This is a genomic window from Streptomyces rhizosphaerihabitans, from assembly GCF_025399795.1.
Lineage (GTDB): Bacteria > Actinomycetota > Actinomycetes > Streptomycetales > Streptomycetaceae > Streptomyces > Streptomyces rhizosphaerihabitans.
Genome location: NZ_JAODTZ010000058.1, coordinates 1 through 17638, shown reverse-complemented (window position 1 = coordinate 17638; position 17638 = coordinate 1). Strand labels below are relative to the sequence as shown.

Here is a 17638-nt window from a genome sequence, read left to right as displayed (position 1 = left end):
AGCAAGGGCGAAGCGTGTGAAGTCGTGCGTGGTCACTCCCGTCTTGACCACGGCGTCGAGCGGCCAGTACGACGCGATCACAAATTGTCAGCTCCTGCTGACAACCCTGCACGTGATCAGCTCTTGAGGCCAAAGCGAGTCGATGAACCTGGCCAGCCGCCGCGGGATCCGGAGCTCACGCCTGGGCTTGCTGCGGACCGTGGTCAGCCGTCAGCACGGTGCGTCAGTCGGCAGCCTCTTGGGCCGGGGTCGTCTCCGGCCGGACGGCTGTCAGGATCAGGTCGCGGACGGGTGGCGCCAGCACCCCCGGCATCTTCAGGACCGGCCACTGACAGCCGGGCACCAGCCCGTCGAGCACGACGTACATCTGACACTGGAACAGCAACAGCAGCGTCGAGAGGGCGCCGCCGGAAGGTGTCCAGCGGCGCTCGCGCAGGGTCTCCAGGACAGACACCCCCGACGGCAGCCCCCTCCCGGTCAGCCACATTGTGACGGCTTCGGCGGGCTGGCCGGCATCCAGCTCGGCCTCGACCCGCTCACACAGGTCCAGGGCCCACGCACGCACCTGCTGGTCCGTGCGCCAGCTGGCGCGGAGGTCTTCCAGCGAGGCGGTGTCGGCCAGACCGCGGAGCCGGTCGCGGGCGTCGCCTTCGGCGAGGAAGGAGAGCGAGCCGTCGTCGGCCATCACCAGGTCCGCGGCTTCCGGGGCGTCCTGCTGGGTGGTCTCGACGAGCGAGGCGAACGGATGAGCCGTCATGCCCGGGTTCATCCCGCGCAGCAAGTCCCCGATCTCCTGCACGGGCATGGTGCCGCCGAGGACGGTGGTCACGGCGGCCAGCGACGCGTCGGACGGAGTCATCGGCGTGGGCTCGGTGTTCTTGTCCAGCTCGGCCAGTTCTTCGGGGAGTTCGCCCAGGATGCGGGCGATGCGCTCGTCGATACGCCTGGCCCGGGCGGGAACGAGGACGAAGGTCTGGCCGGCCTCGGCAAGGCGGCTCGCGACATGGTCCACGTGCTCTTCCAGCTCCAGATCATCGCCCAGGCTGTCGCCCTCGCCAGGCAGGGCGACGGAGTCCACCGCGGCGCGGAAGGCGGCCCGCACCGTCGTCTCCGGCACCGGGTGCCCGTCGGCGAACAGGAGCAGCGCCAGGTCGGTGGGCCGTTTGCCTCGGCCGGCGCGGCGGGCGAGGGCGAGGACCAGGTCGAAGCTCTCGGTCGGCGGGGTGGATGTGCTGCCCCGGCCGCGGCCGAGGCCTCCGCCGGGGATGTTGCCCGGGAGTAGTCCGGCACGCCGCCAGACTTCGAGCTGCTTGGCCGTGATGGTGAGGCTGTGACGCGCCGCGTGGTCGATGAGCTGCTGGTCGGCCGCGCTGGGACCGTCGTTGGAAGGCATGACGCGAAGCTAGCGATGCCCTCATCGGCTGCAGGCCGGTTTTGGAGACCCCCCACCTTTGTCCGGTCGCTCTGCTATCCGTCCTCTGGAATGGCAGTCACACGGCATACGGACGGCATACCGACGCTGTGGCGGTTCCGCCACTGTTGAAGCCATCCGGCCTGCTGCCCGCACAGCGCGCCCGCCCCTGGGCGCTTCCGCGCCGTGCCCGATCCGCAAAGGACTCAACGATGACCACGGACACGGACGGATCCCGTCCTCAGGACCGCAGCCTCCGGGAGCTGCGCCTGGTGCTCCTCCTGCTCACCCTGCTGGTGGGGCTGCTCATCACCACGGCGGCCGTCTACGTGGCCCGTGTGCACCCGGGTCTCGCGCAGCCTTTGGGGGTAGGAGCCGCCGTCATGAGCGCGCTCGCCGCTATCGCAGGTGTCGTCGCCCGCGCCATCCGTAGGTGATCGTCTCTGGTTCGACCGGCAGACTGGCGCCGGACGGGCCGCGGGTGCTGGACTTCGGCATCGCCCACGCCCTGGACGGCACCTCGGTCACCCGGACCGGCGCTGCGCCGTACCCCTTCGTATCGACGGAAGCTGCGGCGACCGGAGCGAAACTGAGACGCTCTGACTGGCCAGCGACCTGCGCGACGACGACTTTGAGGACCGCTTCATCGACGACATCATCGGCGAAGGCACCGACGGCTGGGCGTTCAGCGGCGCCTCCTACGTTGTTGAGCTCAGGTGACCTACCTGCCCCCGGGGCAGCCGATGCGGGACGGCTCCCGGTCCCGGAGCAGTGCGGCGATGGCGGCCGGCACCGCGATGAGTACCCAGTTGATCACCGCCATGACCGGCCGTCCCTGTGTCCCAGATGCGACCGGATCAGCCGGAGTTGTAGCCCTATCGTCGGCAGGGGGCAGTCAAGGCAGACGTGGAGGTAGCGATGAGGGTCGTGTTCGTGCATGGGGCGTGCGTGCGCGACGGGTCGTGGTGGTGGCACCGCACCGCCGAGCTGCTGCAGGAGCGAGGGGTGCCGAGCGTGGCCCCGGCGCTGCCGAGCTGTGGCGAGGCGGGCCTGCCCGGCGGCGTCGGCGGTCCGGGACTGCCCGAGGATGTTGCCGCGGTGCGGCAGGTGCTGCAGGACAGCGACGAGTCGACCATCGTGGTCGCCCACAGCTACGGCGGCATCATCACCGCGGAAGCCGCCGCGGGAATCGGGTCAGTACGCCACCTGCTGCTGGTCTCCAGCTACCTGCCCGAGGTCGGGCAGAGCCTGTCGGAGTTCGGGGACGGCAGCCCCGCCCCGTTTCTCGACGTCGACCCCGACGCCGGCACATTCGGGGTCCGCCCCGAGCTGCTCGTGGATACATTCCTGCAGGACTGCGACCCCGAGGTCCAGGCGCAGGCGGCGGCCCACCTCACCCAGCAGAGCGTGCAGGTGACCGGGCAGCCGGTCGGGGCGGCCGCATGGCAGCAGTTGCCCTCGACGTACCTCATCTGCGCCCAGGACCAGGGCACCCCGCCGCGGCTGCAGCGCGAGTTCGCCCGCCGGGCCGGCAGCGTCGTCGAACTCGCCGCCGGCCACCACCCGTTCCTGTCCCAGCCCGTCGCGGTCAGGGACCTGCTTCTGAGCCTGTGACGGCAGCTGCGGACGAGCCGGGCCGGCGTCCGATGGCCAGCCGTCGTGGGTGCCGATGCTGTCGAGGGCCTACCTGGCCTACAACGGGTAGGACGTCGACGGCCTGCTACTCAGCCGTATCCGCCCGATTTCCGGGCTGAGCGCAGTCGGCTGGGGGCGTGCGTGCGGCGCACCCAGGCCTGAGGCTTCGCCCGGGTAGGGTGCCCGCCGGGAGGACCGGCGGGCACCCTACCTGACGCGCGTTCAGGCGTCGTCGTGCCGCCGCGCCGCGTGTCAGTCCACGATCACGACGCCACGGGGCGCGGTCGCGGCCGGTCCCGCGAGGGCGCCGCCGAAGTCCGCCTCGACCTCGGCCTTCTCTGCCGCGTTCGGGTACGGGTTCGTGCAGGCGACGCCCGCGCTGGAACCGGACATCAGACTGGAGCAGGGCCCGGGCTTGCGGTCCGGGAGGCCCAGGATGTGGCCGAGTTCATGGGCGGAGATGCGGACCGTGTTGTAGCCCTGGTCCACCGCCTGTCGGCCGATGTAGACGGTTCCGTTGCCGAGCGACCCGGGCAGGGCCCGGGGCCAGCCGTTGTCGGCCAGGACCCTTATGTTGGCGCGCTGCCCGGCGGTGACCGGCCGTAGTTCGACCGCGTCGACGCTCTCGTTCCAGATCGCCGCGCCGCGGTCGACCGCGGACTTGAACTCCGCGGCACCGCTCGCGTCGTAGGTGACGACGCGTGCGGCCAGGGTGTGGTCCGCGACCGACGACGGGGCGGCCACGGCCTGGCCGCCCAGCAGGGGGAAGGTCACCGCGAGAACCGCGGCGACGGTGGTGGTCAAGGTACGGACGTGCATGGTCGACCTCCTTGTGGGGGAAGGTAGTCGTGCTCATGACATTCGCAGGCTCCCTTCCCACCGGGGCCGGACCCCAATCCGTCATTCCGGCCGTGCCCGCGCCGGGCGCTCCCCGCCGGTTGGGAGGCGACGATTCAGAAGCGACTGGACCACGACCCACCGGCCCAAGGGAACGGAGAGGGAACGTGCCGTGGTCGTCGGCATCGTCGCCGGCAACCGGGTAACGCCCTCCGCCTATTCGCGCAAGTGATCACGAGCCAAGGCCGGATGCGCCCGCCCCATCGTCACGGAGTTCTTCCGTACCCTCCTCCTGGACTCGTCACCCGGTAGGTCCTTCTCTGTCGGGTGATCACCTCAGCGAAGCCGTAACAGCCGGTCGCGGCGGCGGTTGTCCGTGCATGACGCCACGACGACGCATGACCTCATGGGCAGTTGCGGCCGCGGTCGTACTCGCCGGCGTGCTGGCGGCCCCGGGAGCAGCGGCCGCCTCGTCCTCGCGCTCCCCGGCTGAGGCTGCGTGTGCGACGAAGTACAGGGTGACGGGGCGGGTGGTCGCGGTGCGGCGGCCGGCGTGGAACGACGGCCCGGTGGCCAAGCCGAACAGCCCGGTTGACCACTACGTGCACCGCGGCGACGTCCTCGTGTCGTGCATCGACGCGATCGCGCGAACCCAGAGCGGTCCGGCGTACCGCAAGTGCGGTCGCGCCGGTTCCGTCTGGCGTGTGGTGCGAGGCGGGCAGATCCCGGCCACGTGCATGAAACGCGTGTAGCCGCCAATTGCCTGAGATGCCATCGTGGCAGCTCCCCACTCGGTACCCCACCCATGGCGGTAGTGCCTGTACGCAAGTGTTCGACCAAGTCGTCCTGGTCAAAATAGATGCGGGTGGAGCCCGCGCCTACCCCGCGGGCAAAGGTGGGCAAACGGCGCACTGTTGACCGAGTAGGGGGCCGGGGTGGGCCCTTTCCTGCGGCTTGTCCGTGGCTCTACTCTCGTTCGGTGTCCGGAATTTCGCAGCCAGTTGACGTCTGCGCCATCACCCGGGGGAGCGTGTGGATGTCCCAACGTTGATTCTGTGCGGGGCAGCCGGCGGTCTCGCGCGCGGGGCCCTGGACCTGTACGCCCGGTTCGCGGCCTGGACCACCGATCGCCACGCCCACCAGCGGGCGATCAGGACAGAGATGGCGCAGGGAGAGGCTCCCCGGTTCCAGGGATACTTTGATCTTCCCGTCGATATCGCCGCGGCCGCCGTTCACGCTCTGATGGGAGCCTGTGCTGCGGTGCTGTTCGGCACTACGGGGCAGATCAGCGGCAAGTACGCCGCCATCGTGGTCGGCATGTCAGCGCCTGTCCTGCTCACTCAACTCATCCGCATCCAGACGGTGAACGAGGCCGTTACAGGCGACCGGCAACCGGCGTTGCAGGAGACGGTCACGGAGGCAGGGATGCCGTCGGCCGCCAGCACCGCGGCGGGTAGCCACGGCTTGGGCGACGTATCTGCCCCAGAGGCAGGAGCCGTCGCAGTGCCCTCGGCTCCCCCCCGAGCCGAGCCCCTGCCCGCATCACCCGCAGACCCGGTTGAACCCCCCGCCGCTGCCGAACGCCCCCCGCCCCTCCCACACCCGAGACCGTCGCCCAGATCGAATCCCGCGGCCGCAGACACCCGCACGCCGGAACCCGCACCGGACGAGCACCCTGCGGACCGATCACCCTCCCCAGATCCCGCACGCCTCGCGGACACCCCCTTCACCCCGGACCCGTCCAACGGATCGGGATCTGGCCGCGACGGTCGAAGCGGGCGACGATGGCAGAGAACGGAGTTCGGGGAGGAGGGGCCGTGGTAAGCGTTCCGCAGCACCTGCTGAGCGAGGACCGCCAGGAATACGAGCGGATCCTCGATGAGGCGCTGCGCTCCGCATCACACCGACCGGAACTCGCTGCCGTGGGCCAGCGGCTCAACCTCGAGCAGCTACGTACCATGGCGCTCAACGCCACAGCCCTCATCACGGCGGCTGCGGCGGACGAGTATGCGCACTATGTGCAGGTCCGCGAGGAGCTACGCCGTCCGGTGTCCCCGCAAACGTCCTTGCGCGCGACCTCCGCGGGCTCGCGTTCGGAACCGTCGTCCGCCGCCGTCCCGTCTTCCGACAGCCGTGGAGAGGTCCCCGAACGGCCTTACCTGACAGGTCTGGGCCGCCGTCTGTGGGCCGCTATTCTGGGCGCCGGACGACCGGGGGGCAACCGGACCGGAAACGGAGTCCCTGCGCAGCGGTGGGCTCGTATGTCCTACGGTCGCCGCTTCCTGGCAGCGGTGCTCGGCTTGCACGTAGTCCCACCGGTGTCAACGACTCGGGGAACAGGGGAGGCAGGGCCAGGTACTCCCGGGCAGCCGACGGCAGTCCACACTCCCGTTCGTACGTCGTCGACTAATGGCGAGGTACTGGAATTCAACTTGGTCTCCGGCGCCACGGTCCTTGCTTCCGTCCTCGCCGGTATCACCGCAGCGATCTTGCTGCTCGTGGGCTACAGCCTCAAGCTGCTCGATCCCGCACCGGCCATCGCCCAGACCCTCCTGACCACCGGATGGGTCCTCGGCGCAGTTACCGCAGCAGCGGTCATCGTTGGCACGGCCGGACTGCTGCTGACGGCGCTGCGCGACAGCTCGTCCTCGCTCCGGGCCGGAGTTGGCGGCGAGCTGTCCGAACAGGTCGCCCGGGCCAAGCAGGCCTGGCTCGATGCCCTGCTGGAGCGCGGCATCCTGCCGTTCCTGCGGGAGGTTCTCGCGGGTCCGGGCTCGGTGGCGCTGGGCCGCCCGGCACCGGCTCCGAGCCGGATCCCCCACCTCGGCTACGGCCGGCCGGGGTTCAGCAGTCCCGACGGCGGACCCGCGGCGGACCCGCGGCGGAGCTTCTCCAGCCCGGACTTCACCAACCCGGACTTCGGAGGGCCGGAACACCAGCCGGAGTGACTGGCAGGCCTGAACCTGCGCCGTGACGACTTCGGCAGGTTCGGCATCGAGGGGGTTCTCAGGTGAACGGGGCCGATTCGCTCGCGTCTCAGATGATCCGGCCCGCTGGTGTTCCTAACCGATGAAGGTCCGTAAGTCTCGTGCGCGTGTGCCGAGTCGGCTTCATCCTGCGCCACTGGCCGGCGTCGCTCGCTCGCGATTCGTACGCAAACGACTACCCTTCGTAATGAAGGCTGGTCATCCGCAGGAGAACAGGTGGTGTGTGATGTCTCAGGCAATCTCACCGGGAGCGCGGTCTGGAGATGCCGACATCATCTTCTCCGGCGGTTCCATCGTGACGGTCACCGACGACAAGTCGGCAGCGCCTGAGGCGGTGGCGGTCAAGGACGGCCGGATCGTCTTCGTCGGCAACCTGTCCCGGGCGCAGGCCGCGTGGCAGGGACCAGAGACGCGGATGCACGCCCTGCTGCCCGATCAGGCTCTGCTGCCGGGTTTCATCGATGCGCACGGCCACGTCACAGGCACCGGCCTGCAGGCCACGATCGCCAATCTCCTGGCCGCTCCCGACGGCGACGTCACCGACATCGCGTCCCTCCAGGACAAACTGCGCGAGTTCGCCGAGAGCGAGGTGGGGAAACGCTCGGATTGGATCATCGGTTTCGGTTACGACGACTCCATGCTCGCCGAGGGCAAGCACCCCACCCGCCACGACCTGGACGTGGTGTCCACCGAGAAGCCCGTGCTGGCGATCCACCAGTCCTTCCATCTGGGAGCGGTCAACAGCCTGGGGCTCGAACGACTCGGGTACACCGCCATGACACCGGACCCGGAGGGCGGGGTGATCCGGCGGACGCTGGAGCGCGCAACCGAATCCGGGCTCGTGTACGGGGAGCCGAACGGGGTGCTGGAAGAGACCGCGTTCAACCCCGCCGCCGACCTGGCCGTCGCCGGGATGGACCCCGTCGACAGCGGGCAGTTCCTGCCCGTGGGCCTCCTGTCGGCGGCGAGCTTCGGCTTCACGACCGTGCAGGAGGGGGCAGCGAGCCTGGAGGTCCTGGGCCTCATGCGGCAGGTCGCGGACGCCTACCCCTCCGGCCTGCCCACCGACGTGGTCGTCTACGTGAAGGCCGGCCAGGCCATGAAATCCCCTGCCACGGTCCAGGCGAGCCAGGAGTACACCAAGGGCCTGCGCGTGGCCGGGGTGAAGCTGGTCCTGGATGGCTCGCCCCAGGGGCGCACCGCCTGGCTCACCGAGCCCTACCTCACCCCGCCCGAGGACCAGGACGAGGAGTACTGCGGCTATGCGACCCTGCCGGACGAGGACGTCCTGGCCCAGGTCAGGGCGGGTTTCGCCAACAACTGGCATGTCATCGCGCATGTGAACGGCGACGCCGCCATCGACCAGCTCATTCGGTGCGTGCGCTCGGCCACCAAGGAAGCCGGACAGGACCGGCGTACGACGGCGATCCACTGCCAGACGGCCCGCGAGGACCAGATCGAGGCGTTCCGGGAACTCGGGATCATCCCGTCGTTCTTTTCCATGCACACCTACTACTGGGGCGACTGGTACGGCAAGACCGTGCTCGGCCCCGAACGCGCTGTCGACATCTCGCCGGCCCGATGGGCAGTGGACCGCGACATGGCCTACACCTCGCACCACGACGCACCCGTCGCCCTGCCCAACTCGATCGCCATCCTGTCCAGCCAGGTCACCCGTGTCACCCGCACCTCAGGAAGCGTCCTGGGCCCGGACCAATGTGTGTCGGCCCTGGACGCGGTGAAGTCCATCACCATCAACGCCGCCCGCCAGTACTTCGAAGAGGACACCAAGGGCAGCATCGAGGTCGGCAAGCTCGCCGACTTCGTGATCCTCAGCCACAACCCGCTCACGATCCCCGAGCGGAAGATCAAGGACATCACCGTCGTGGAGACCATCAAAGAGGGCAGGACCGTCTACCCGCCCTCTCCCACACGCCCCGCCCCCGTCCTGCGAAAGGCCACGCCCGCAGCCTTTGCCCACCACTGCTGACGCCCCGAAGGTCACCCAGTCGAGGGGAAGGGTACGGGCCTGCCGATTGCGAACACCCTGAACCCCACAGACCACGCACGCCTCTCAGCGTAGGAAAACGGGAGACTGCTCCCCGGCACCAACAGACCAGATCGGCTGAGACGGCGTACAGCATCCTCACGCACCGGATCAGTTGAGATTCCGAGCCACTGCTTGTCTCAGCTGACCTGGTCACCGCAGGTCACGAGCACTGCTTCGGGCCAGATCATCCAAGAAGGGACAGCATCGCCCGCCCGCACAACCTGCTCCAGGCCGCGTTGCATTTCCCGTTGCCGAGTGGCGTACCACCTCGCGCTCTGGCTCCGCAGCCCCGTGGCCAGCACGGAAGGCTTCGAATTCGACTCGATGCATGCAGAACCTGGATTGATCCGCATCGTGGGTTCCGATGAGGGCTAGCGGATCGGCTCCACTCTCACGCCTGACTTCTTGACCTTGCCTGTCTCCTGGGATGACCTCGTTGCAGAGCTGTAGCGGTCGGGCAGTTGGGCGTACGGCTCAAGGCGGTGGGGAGTTGCGGTCACGGGCGTGTCTCCTGGGGATTGTCCGGCTGAGGTGTCTGGGTGGTGCGCAGGTGGTCGGCGGCCTCCTGCGTGAGGGTGTCGGCGGGCCATCCGGCGAGGGTGGTCAACGCGGTGCGGCGCGCTTCGGGCGTACTGCTGGTGAGTGCGGACCGCAGCAGGGGCCAGCCGTGTTCAGGATGGCGTCGCAGGAAATGTGCAAACAGCAGTAGAGCGTGGTCGCGTTCGGGGCGGGGGGTAGTGGCAAGGCGTCGTTCGGCCAGGTCGAGGATGTGTGCGGCGTGCTGGCGGTCGCTGTTGCGCAGCGCATGGACCCAGGTCGGGTCGAGCAGGGACGGTCCGGTTTCCAGACGTGCCAAGAGTTGGGCCGTCGGGCTCAGGTGCAGGACTTCGGCAGGTCGCAGAGCGAGGTGGAAGTCAGGGCGCCGGGGGTCGGCGAGGTGGTCCAAGACAAGCGCAGGCCACCGGGGTTCTTGGAGCAGGCCCTCGTAGCGTGCTGTCAGGTACTCGATGTCGGCGGCTGTCCAGGGCAGTTCCTGGGGCGGGTGGCGGAAGAACATGGTGATACTGATCAGGTCGAGAAGCATGGCGATGGTGGGCGTCCGGGCCTGGACCAAGTCGGCGTAGCGGTGCAGCACGGGTACGGCGTGCGAGTAGTCGGCCAGGCCGGGTGCGGGACCTCCCTGGCCGTCGGCCATTGCGGCCAGGATGCCCCCGCCGCCGTTCAGGAGCGGAGTGTCGACGTGGGGGTGACTCAGTGCGCTGTACAGGTCGCCGGTGGTCGCGGCGAGGTGGGCTAGGTACTCGTCCATGATGGTGTTGCGGAAGCCCTCGCGCAGCAGCCACGCCCTGATACAGGGATCGGTGGTGTGGCGCAGCGTTCGGACCGCCTGGATGCGTCCCCATCCCGCGACCTCTTGAGCGAGGGCATGGACGGCCAGGTCTCCGTCGGGCTGGGAACGGTGGAGTGCGACGGCTGCGTAGAGGGTGAGCTCATCCAGGGTGCCGAGCAGGAGCAGCAGTTCTCGGTCGCGGATGTCCCCGCCCAGGCCCAGGAGCACCAGACCGATCTTGACCGGGGCTCGGTGGGTACCGTGCTCTGCCAACTGCCGGCCTAGTCGGCGCAGGCCGTCGGACGGCAGACCGCGGCGGTGGACCTCGGCGCTGAGCTCGTCAGCGACCTCGATCGGCGAGCAAGTAGCGAGGAGGTCGTGGAGGCCCCTGAGCTTGTCGCCGCTGAGGCTGGGCGCCAATGCCAGCAGCAGGTGTTCGATGTGGTTGGCGAGTTCGACGCCGGTGGGAGGAACGACACCGTCGCCGTCCGGGGTACGTCGTACCAGAGCGTCTTCACCGCCGCCGACGAAGACGAGGCGAGTGCTGTCCGGGCGTGCATCGGGAAGCGGATCGCCAAACCCGGGCCACGGACCGGGACCGTAGCGACCACGGAGGGTCCGTGCATGGTCGAAAAGGGTGGGACTCTCGCCGACGGCATCGCCGTTGCGCACCCACCACGAGCCGGTCAACAGCCGGAGGGTCGGCTGCCCTTTCGTGTAGTCATGACGTGGATAGTGCCCAATACGGCTCGTCTTGGCAACCGAGCCCCTCGCCGGCGGACCTCGCTGCGCCAGGCATCGCGCTCATCCGACGCACCACCCAGCGCCTCCCATCTCTGCCCAACCGGTCGCTCGCTCCTTGATCCGCGCCGGGAATGGAGACGCCCACGGTCCTGGTTGGTGTGGAGTCGCTGACCAAACCGGACAGATCCCCTGAACGGCACCGCCCTGGCCCGCAACCGTGCGGTCGTCATCGCCTGCGCCGTCGGCGTACGTTCGGACTTTTTTTCCTGCCGTCTCAGCCGATACTGGGCCTCGACGTGTTCATCTGACCAGGTTCTGTGAGCTCAGGACCGACAGGAGGCGGCCTCCTGGCCGGTGGGTGCTGCGGCCCGTCGGCCGAGAGCCTGTGCGTGGACATCTTTTGAGGCCATGAGGCCCGGCTTGGGGTGCAACGGGTAGATCCTCGCCGGGATGCTTCCCCCTGCTCCCCCGTACGCCCGGCGCGACCTGGAGTTCCTGCTCGCGGAATCGACCGGGAACTGCTGCGCAGGACCCTGCCAGACGTGTTCGCACACCGCGAGCCCTGGCGCAGGGGCGCCTGGTGGTACGCACGCCTGTACGACACGAGCGATCTGCTGTGAACCCGGCTCGAAACACCCCTCGTCCGCCCCGCCCAGAAGTTGGGCTGTGGGCCGGGGAACAGGTCGTGGACGGGGTGGTCGATGGACCAGCGGGTGACGACCGTGTCGTGCCGGGTGGTGGCCATGACGTGGAAGATGTCCGCCTGTTCCAGCTCGAACCGCCAGCTCTTGCTGAAGCCATAGGCGGCGTCCGCCGTCACCCAGCCGAACGGGATCTTCTCGGCGATGGCCCGGCCGACCATCGCCTTGGCCATTGCCACCTTCGTCTCGAAGGCGACACTGTCGTCGATGCCTGCCCGTCGGCATCGCTCGCGGTCATCCGTCCAGGACGTGGGCACTGCGATCGACTACCGGCTGCGTCTGGCGTTCACCACCGCCGAGCCCGTAGACCCCGCCACGCGCGACGGCATCACCCTCACCGGCACCTACGACTCCCAAGCCGGCCGGCGGATGCGGCGCGTCGGCGAGGAACTCCTCGCGCGCCTGGAGGAAACCGTGCTCGGCCTGCAGCTCGATGACCGGGCTCTGCCCATGGACCGGGCCCACGACAAGGAGGAGGACCTGGCCCGCCTGTTGATCGCCACAGCCTGGTACCAGGTCAACTACCGCACCCCGATCGGCGCTTCTCCTGCACCCCGCTGTCCCTCACCGCCCACGAGGACCCCGCTGCCTTCACCCTGGAGCGGCTGCTCCAGCTCCCCGAACGCGGACATGGTGGCCGACGTCGTCACCCAGCTCTACAAGGCCGCCAACAGCCCGCTGGACGCCCTACGGGCCCGCACCCGACCCGAGGATTGCACGCCAGGACCCACCTTCCCCACCCGCAGGATCAGCGCGGACGCCGACCTCGCCGTCGACGGGCTGCTCCTGGACTTCAAGAGCACCCGCCACCCCCGCACGCTCCGCCAGGCCGAAGCCCGGCTACCTGCTCCTCGACACCGCCGACCAGTACCGGATCGACACCGTCGGCCTGTACCTGACGCGTTCCGGCACACTCGCCGCCTGGCCGGTGAGAGGAGTACCTGGAACTCCTCGGCGCCTGCCGCCGCGACCTTGCCGCCTTCACCGAACTCATCGAGGGCTGCACGGCCGACGCCGAACCGTACAAGCCGGAGGAGAAAGGCCAGGTCCGGCTGCTGCTGCGGCGCCTGGCCCCCGTCACCACCCTGGGCCACTGCACGGTGTGCACGCAGCCCTGCCCCGACTCCGCCCGCTGTCCCCGGGAGTTCTGCTCCACCTGGTGTCGCAGCCGCGCCCAGACACTGCGCACCAAGGGCCTGCTGCCCGGAGGCCGCGACCTGCTGCTCCCACGCCCCCGCAGACAGCGCCTGGACCTCCCCGACGACGCGAAGATCGTGGATCTCACGGTCCGGTCTCCCGGGTGAGTGGGGTTCGGTGGCAGACCGCCGGATCGACGTGCCTGGTTGACTGACGCCGTAATGGGGGAGGGCCCGCGTTGCCGACAAGACAGAGCGGGCCCTCGGGACGTTACCTGGTGCTCCGGGTCCAGTCAGCCAGTGTTCTGACCATGTCGAGGACGGCCTGTTGGCGCCGTTCTGACAGGAAAGGCCAGGTCAGCCATGCCGGTGCGGAAAGCACGACGACAAGGAGGACGGGGAGGATCTTCAGCACGCCCCCTGCAGTTCGCCTGGCTGCAGGTGAACTGGATCGGTCGTGATTCGCCTGAGAGCCCGCCGGGGGTTGGACTGTGTTGCCGGAAGCGTGATCACGCGGTGTCCCTCGCCGGGGCCGGTGCCCCGGGCACGTCACAGCGCGAACGCCGGGACCCCGGGGGCACGGGTCACACCGCACACCCCCCGTGCCCGCGAGGGCGCCGCGGGCGGCGGCGCGAGGGCCGGCCCGATCAGCGGTATGACGGCCGCCAGCATCTCCGCCTCGCTCGCGGTCCCGTCCACGACCAGATCGGCCGCTGCCCGGGAGGGCGCGACGTGGGCTGCGTGGCGGTCCCTGCCGGTCTGCAGATAGTTGCGCAGGGACAGTCGGGGGTCCTGCCGCTGCACCTCGATCTTCCGGAGGATCTTGCGGGCCAGGCGTATGTCGTCGGGGGTGTCGACGTACACCCGCCACGCCGCCCGCCGGACCACGGACGGCAGTGACAGCGCGAACAGGCCCTCGACCACCACCAGCAGCACGCCGGGGCGCAGCAGCGCCGCGTCGATGGCGTGTGCCACCGCTGTCTCGTCGATCGACCCCGGATGGTTCCAGTCGAGGACGGCGTGCTCGTCGGCACTGACCGTCCACACACCCCTCAGGGGGTCGTGCGCGGGCACGTAGTAGTCGTCCAGATGGACCAGCGCCACGCTCTCGGGGCACTGCAGCGACAGGGCTTCGGCAAGGGTGGACTTGCCGGATGCGGTGCCGCCTGCGACCGCCAGTACACCCGTCATACGGGCGCTCCTCATGTGCTCAAAGGGGATAGACGAAGCGGCCGGACAAGCCGGGTGCAGGGAATGTACGGCGGCGTGATCGCCTATGGCAAGCAGGGAAACGCGGCCCGGTTCAGTGGAGGCCAGGGCCGCGACCTTCGGTCGACCTGCCCAGGTCCGCAGGATCCTGCTGGCCGAGGGGGTGCGCTGGCGCCGCACCCGGTCCTGGACTCGCTCGAGGACACCGACTTCGAGGGAAAAGGACCAGGATCATCGAGCTCTACACCTGCCCGCCCGAAGGCGCGACGGTCGTCTGCGCCGACGAGCTCGGACCGGTGATCCCCCGCACGTTCCCGCCAGCGCCGGGCAGGGAATCGACGCAGGGAAGAAGATCGCAGGCCGAAAGCGTCACCTCGGCGTCGACACTCTCGGCCTGCTCCTCGCCGTCCGGGTCACCGCCGCCAATGTCTCCGACAACGTCGGCGGCATCCACCTGCTGTCTTGGATCTCTACCTCAAACCAGCAGGTCAGAAAGGCCTGGACCGACACCGGATACCGCACCAAAGCCATCGATCACGGCGCCCGCCTCGGCATCGACGTCGAAGCCGTCCGCCGGGATCCGGCCGTGAAAGGATTCAAGGTGATCCCGCGGCGCTGGGTCGTCGAGCGGACCTTCGGCTGGCTTCGGCAGTCTCGAACCGCACTTGCTCCCCCTGAGCTCGTTGTTTCGCGGTCAGGCCACCCCCATCGGGATACCGCATGAGACCGGGATAGACCCATAGCGGGATCACCGTGGTGGCGGGTGTGCGGATCGGGGGTGGTGTCCCCGAGTGCCGTGCACGGCCTGCGGCCGGGGGATGAGGGGCGGTTTCATGTCTGGTCGGCGAAGTCGCGGACGGGCGGATGCCCGGAGCGGACGATGTAGATGCCGCTTCCGGGAGGGGTTTCCTGGGATTGGTTCTTGAGGCTTTGGACGTCGATCGTCAGTGGCCACCAGGTTCGCTCCGACCAGCGCACTCCTGACAGGTCGGTTGCGTGCAGATCGGCATCGTGAAGGTCTGCGGTGGTGAAGTCGTCCAGGAGTTCGTTGATGGCGGCCTCGTCGAGGAGGGACAGATCCCGGCCCAGGAGCTCGTCGAGGATCTGCTGGACCTTACCGAGCCGAAACCGGACGAGAGCGTCATGGACGACGCGGACGGCGGCGTCGGCAGCAGCGCGGGCGGCAGCGGCGGCTTCATCGGCGGCCTCGCCGGTCGGCCGAACGCACTGCCGAGTTCCGGCCGTCCGGGATGCTGTGGCAGGACGGGGCCGATCGGCCTTTACTAGAAGGTGAGGATCACCAAAACAGGCGACCGAATCGTTTCGCCCGACGCCGGATGCTTCGCCAAGGCAGGAGGTCGTGCCATGGACCCGCCTCTGCGAGAGCGCGACCTACCGCACCTCGTGGTCGACCGCCCGGACCGGCTGCGCGGCCGGGTCTTCGTCCTCGACGACCAGCCGATGCTGGTCGGGCGGGACTCCGACTGCCAGATCCAGGTGGGCGATCCGGGCGTCAGCCGACGGCACGCGGTGGTGTGGCGGGCCTCGGGCCGGACCACCGTCGAGGATCTCGCCTCCACCAACGGCACCATGCTGAACGGTCACCCGGTGCTCGGGCAGCAGGTGCTGCACTCGGGCGACGTGCTGGATTTTGGGCCCTTAGAGGTGCATTACGAAGAGCTGCGCCCCGCCGACCGGACCGTTCAGGCCCCGAAGCCCGGAGCCGGCGGTACCTCGGACACCATGCCGGGCTGGGGCCCCGCCCCTGAGCCCGGGCCCACGCCTCACGGCGCTCCCGCCGCAGGGCCGCCACCCGCCGGCCCGCCGGGCCGCCCGGCACCGCGCGAGGCTGACCGTACGCCGCCCGGCGGCGAGCGGCGGTTCGACATCGGGGAGCAGCAGGCCGACCGGCTGAGCAACGTCGCCGGGGACCAGTACAACTACGTTCAGCAGGCGCAGCGCGAGAGCTTTTTCAAGGAGATCGCCGCGACCCGTACCAGGGCGCGACACCTGATCATGCTCGGCTTCCTGCTCTTTCTGGTCGGGGGCGGGATCTACGGCTGGATGATCATTCGATTCATTGCCAGGACCAACGACGATATTTCGTCGGGGAGTTCGAACTTCGACTCCTCCCCGGAGCTGCTCGGACCGAAGGTGGCCGGGGTGCCGGTAGGGGCGGTCGGGTTCGCGATGGCGGCTATCGGGACGGCTCTGACGGTCATCGGGATCGTTCTGCACATCGTGACGACGTCCCGGCGCCGCCGCTTCGAGGATGCCGAGCGGCAGGCGTCCTGGCGGCAGCGGTGAGGAGATGGGGAGCCATGGCCTTCAACATCGGCAACCAGCAGGGCGGCGTGGTCAACAACGTCGCCGGGAACCAGACCGTTCACGGGGGCCAGTCGGCCGTCTTCACGGCGGGCGGGCAGGAGGTGCGCGGCCTGGTCCGGGAACTGAGGGCGTCGATCGAGCAGACGGCGCTACCGCCGGCAATCGAGCCCGAGGTGCGGGCCGAGCTGGACTCGCTGGACAAGGAGGTCGCCCGGCCGGAGCCGGACCGGGAGGCAGTGGCGGGCCGGCTCGGCCGGATCACCCGGCTGCTGTCCTCGGCGGGTGCGCTGGCCACGGCCAGCACCGGGCTGATCGGGCCGCTCGGAGCGCTCGCGGGCTGGCTCGGCGCACTCGGCCAGCCGATCTTGCGGGCGATCGCAGGCTGATGGGAGGAGGCTGACGGAGAGGGCCTTGACCCCGGATGTTGGACACGGGCCACGCGGGTCCGACAAGACCGGCCTCAGCCGCTCACCACAGGAATACGGCCGTTTCCGCCTTTCCACCTACGGATTCAGGGGCTGCCAAGCGGGGGGAAGGACAACTGTCCCAGAGGCAGTGTTGAAGGCAGCGAGCAGCCCATCAGGAGCTGGACCCGTCGCGTCGACGAACGACACCTCGCCGCCGGCGAACGTCCCGCGGACGAAGAACACCGCGCCGTCGGAGAACGCTGCGCCACCGAAGGACACCCTGCCGCCGGAGAATGCCGCGCGGCCAAAGACGGCTCCAAGAGCGGTCATCGGGCAGGCCGGGGCGAACGCCCCCGTGGAGCCCGCGAACTTCTCCGGGAGGTGTGCGAGCGCAGGCTGAGGGCAAGCATCAGGGCGTCGCGCATCACGGCTGACCGTATTTCGCCGGGCGGCTCGGTGCCGGTGCGTCGGCCGGTGCGCGGCTCGCCGTCGGTGCCCTCCAACGCAGTACGGCTCGGGCTTGAGCAGGGGCGGTCCTCGCAGTCGGCGCTCTGAGAGGGCGAGATGTGAGCTTTTACCCGGTTCGTCGTTGAGTTTGGATGAGGCGCAGTGATCAGTGGTTCGGGGGTTGGTCGATACCAGGTGCCGGGCGATGGGACTCAGCGGGCGGGAGCCGGCTCGGACGACGGCCGCCACTCCCGCCTGAGCAGCCCGTAGACCCACGAGTCAGAGACCTCGCCGTTGACAACGCAGTCTTCCCGCAACGTCCCCTCACGCACGAAGCCGAGCTTCTCCAGCACGCGGGCAGAAGCCACGTTGCGCGTATCGGCCTCAGCCTGGACACGATTCAGATCCAGCGTGTC

14 protein-coding genes and 3 pseudogenes are annotated in these 17638 nt (G+C 69.2%); 9 read left to right on the top strand and 8 right to left on the bottom strand.

Going from position 1 to position 17638, the window contains the following annotated elements; genetic code table 11:
- Positions 1 to 223: 223 nt before the first annotated feature.
- On the bottom strand, positions 224 to 1393 hold the full coding sequence (locus tag N4G66_RS37980) for a hypothetical protein (protein WP_261708853.1): 1170 nt from the start codon (positions 1391 to 1393) through the stop codon (positions 224 to 226).
- 230 nt (positions 1394 to 1623) lie between these two features.
- On the opposite strand from N4G66_RS37980, the gene N4G66_RS37975 reads away from it, so the two are divergent.
- Positions 1624 to 1848: a hypothetical protein gene (locus tag N4G66_RS37975; protein ID WP_261708852.1), complete on the top strand. Its 225-nt coding sequence runs from the start codon at positions 1624 to 1626 to the stop codon at positions 1846 to 1848.
- Between the two features lie 481 nt (positions 1849 to 2329).
- Entirely contained in the window at positions 2330 to 3025 is a 696-nt protein-coding gene (locus N4G66_RS37970) for an alpha/beta hydrolase (RefSeq protein ID WP_261708851.1), read from the top strand.
- A gap of 273 nt (positions 3026 to 3298) precedes the next feature.
- Here N4G66_RS37970 and N4G66_RS37965 read toward each other — a convergent pair whose 3' ends face one another.
- A complete protein-coding gene (locus tag N4G66_RS37965; RefSeq protein WP_261708850.1) occupies positions 3299 to 3865 on the bottom strand; it encodes a snapalysin family zinc-dependent metalloprotease in 567 nt (188 codons plus the stop codon).
- Positions 3866 to 5667: 1802 nt separating this feature from the next.
- Between N4G66_RS37965 and N4G66_RS46075 the strand changes: the two genes are divergently transcribed.
- Positions 5668 to 6831, top strand: coding sequence for a hypothetical protein (locus N4G66_RS46075; protein ID WP_449343324.1), 1164 nt, complete (start codon positions 5668 to 5670; stop codon positions 6829 to 6831).
- Positions 6832 to 7096: 265 nt separating this feature from the next.
- The gene (locus N4G66_RS37950; RefSeq protein WP_261708849.1) at positions 7097 to 8860 is read left to right on the top strand and encodes an amidohydrolase; all 1764 of its coding nucleotides are present in this window, start codon (positions 7097 to 7099) and stop codon (positions 8858 to 8860) included.
- A 556-nt stretch (positions 8861 to 9416) separates the two neighbouring features.
- Here N4G66_RS37950 and N4G66_RS37945 read toward each other — a convergent pair.
- From N4G66_RS37945 to N4G66_RS46070, 3 genes and pseudogenes are all read right to left on the bottom strand, one after another.
- Positions 9417 to 10940, bottom strand: a complete 1524-nt coding sequence (locus tag N4G66_RS37945) for a hypothetical protein (RefSeq protein ID WP_261708848.1) — start codon at positions 10938 to 10940, stop codon at positions 9417 to 9419.
- A gap of 720 nt (positions 10941 to 11660) precedes the next feature.
- Positions 11661 to 11952 (bottom strand): annotated as a pseudogene (locus N4G66_RS37940) (transposase); the annotation flags it as partial.
- The gene (locus tag N4G66_RS46070; protein WP_391858953.1) at positions 11930 to 12160 is read right to left on the bottom strand and encodes a hypothetical protein; all 231 of its coding nucleotides are present in this window, start codon (positions 12158 to 12160) and stop codon (positions 11930 to 11932) included. The gene N4G66_RS46070 and the pseudogene N4G66_RS37940, both read right to left, overlap by 23 nt.
- 635 nt (positions 12161 to 12795) lie before the next feature.
- Here N4G66_RS46070 and N4G66_RS37935 point away from each other — a divergent pair.
- The gene (locus N4G66_RS37935) at positions 12796 to 12999 is read left to right on the top strand and encodes a hypothetical protein (protein WP_261708847.1); all 204 of its coding nucleotides are present in this window, start codon (positions 12796 to 12798) and stop codon (positions 12997 to 12999) included.
- A 381-nt stretch (positions 13000 to 13380) separates the two neighbouring features.
- Here the strand turns inward: N4G66_RS37935 and N4G66_RS37930 are convergent, their stop codons facing one another.
- The gene (locus tag N4G66_RS37930) at positions 13381 to 14022 is read right to left on the bottom strand and encodes a uridine kinase family protein (RefSeq protein ID WP_261708846.1); all 642 of its coding nucleotides are present in this window, start codon (positions 14020 to 14022) and stop codon (positions 13381 to 13383) included.
- Between the two features lie 349 nt (positions 14023 to 14371).
- Between N4G66_RS37930 and N4G66_RS45750 the strand changes: the two are divergent.
- A pseudogene (locus N4G66_RS45750) lies at positions 14372 to 14686 on the top strand (transposase); the annotation flags it as partial.
- Here the strand turns inward: N4G66_RS45750 and N4G66_RS46280 are convergent.
- Positions 14649 to 14762 (bottom strand): annotated as a pseudogene (locus N4G66_RS46280) (IS630 family transposase); the annotation flags it as partial. The pseudogenes N4G66_RS45750 and N4G66_RS46280 overlap by 38 nt on opposite strands.
- A 274-nt stretch (positions 14763 to 15036) precedes the next feature.
- Between N4G66_RS46280 and N4G66_RS37920 the strand changes: the two are divergent.
- The 3 genes from N4G66_RS37920 (at position 15037) to N4G66_RS37910 (ending at position 16754) form a co-directional block, all read left to right on the top strand.
- On the top strand, positions 15037 to 15327 hold the full coding sequence (locus N4G66_RS37920; protein WP_261708844.1) for a hypothetical protein: 291 nt from the start codon (positions 15037 to 15039) through the stop codon (positions 15325 to 15327).
- A 78-nt stretch (positions 15328 to 15405) separates the two neighbouring features.
- Positions 15406 to 16347 (top strand): FHA domain-containing protein, encoded by a 942-nt coding sequence (locus N4G66_RS37915; RefSeq protein WP_261708843.1) that lies wholly within the window; start codon positions 15406 to 15408, stop codon positions 16345 to 16347.
- Between the two features lie 14 nt (positions 16348 to 16361).
- A complete protein-coding gene (locus N4G66_RS37910) occupies positions 16362 to 16754 on the top strand; it encodes a hypothetical protein (protein WP_261708842.1) in 393 nt (130 codons plus the stop codon).
- Between the two features lie 680 nt (positions 16755 to 17434).
- Here the strand turns inward: N4G66_RS37910 and N4G66_RS37905 are convergent.
- Positions 17435 to 17638 (bottom strand): GNAT family N-acetyltransferase (locus N4G66_RS37905; protein WP_261708841.1); only part of this gene is annotated, 204 nt, incomplete at its 5' end.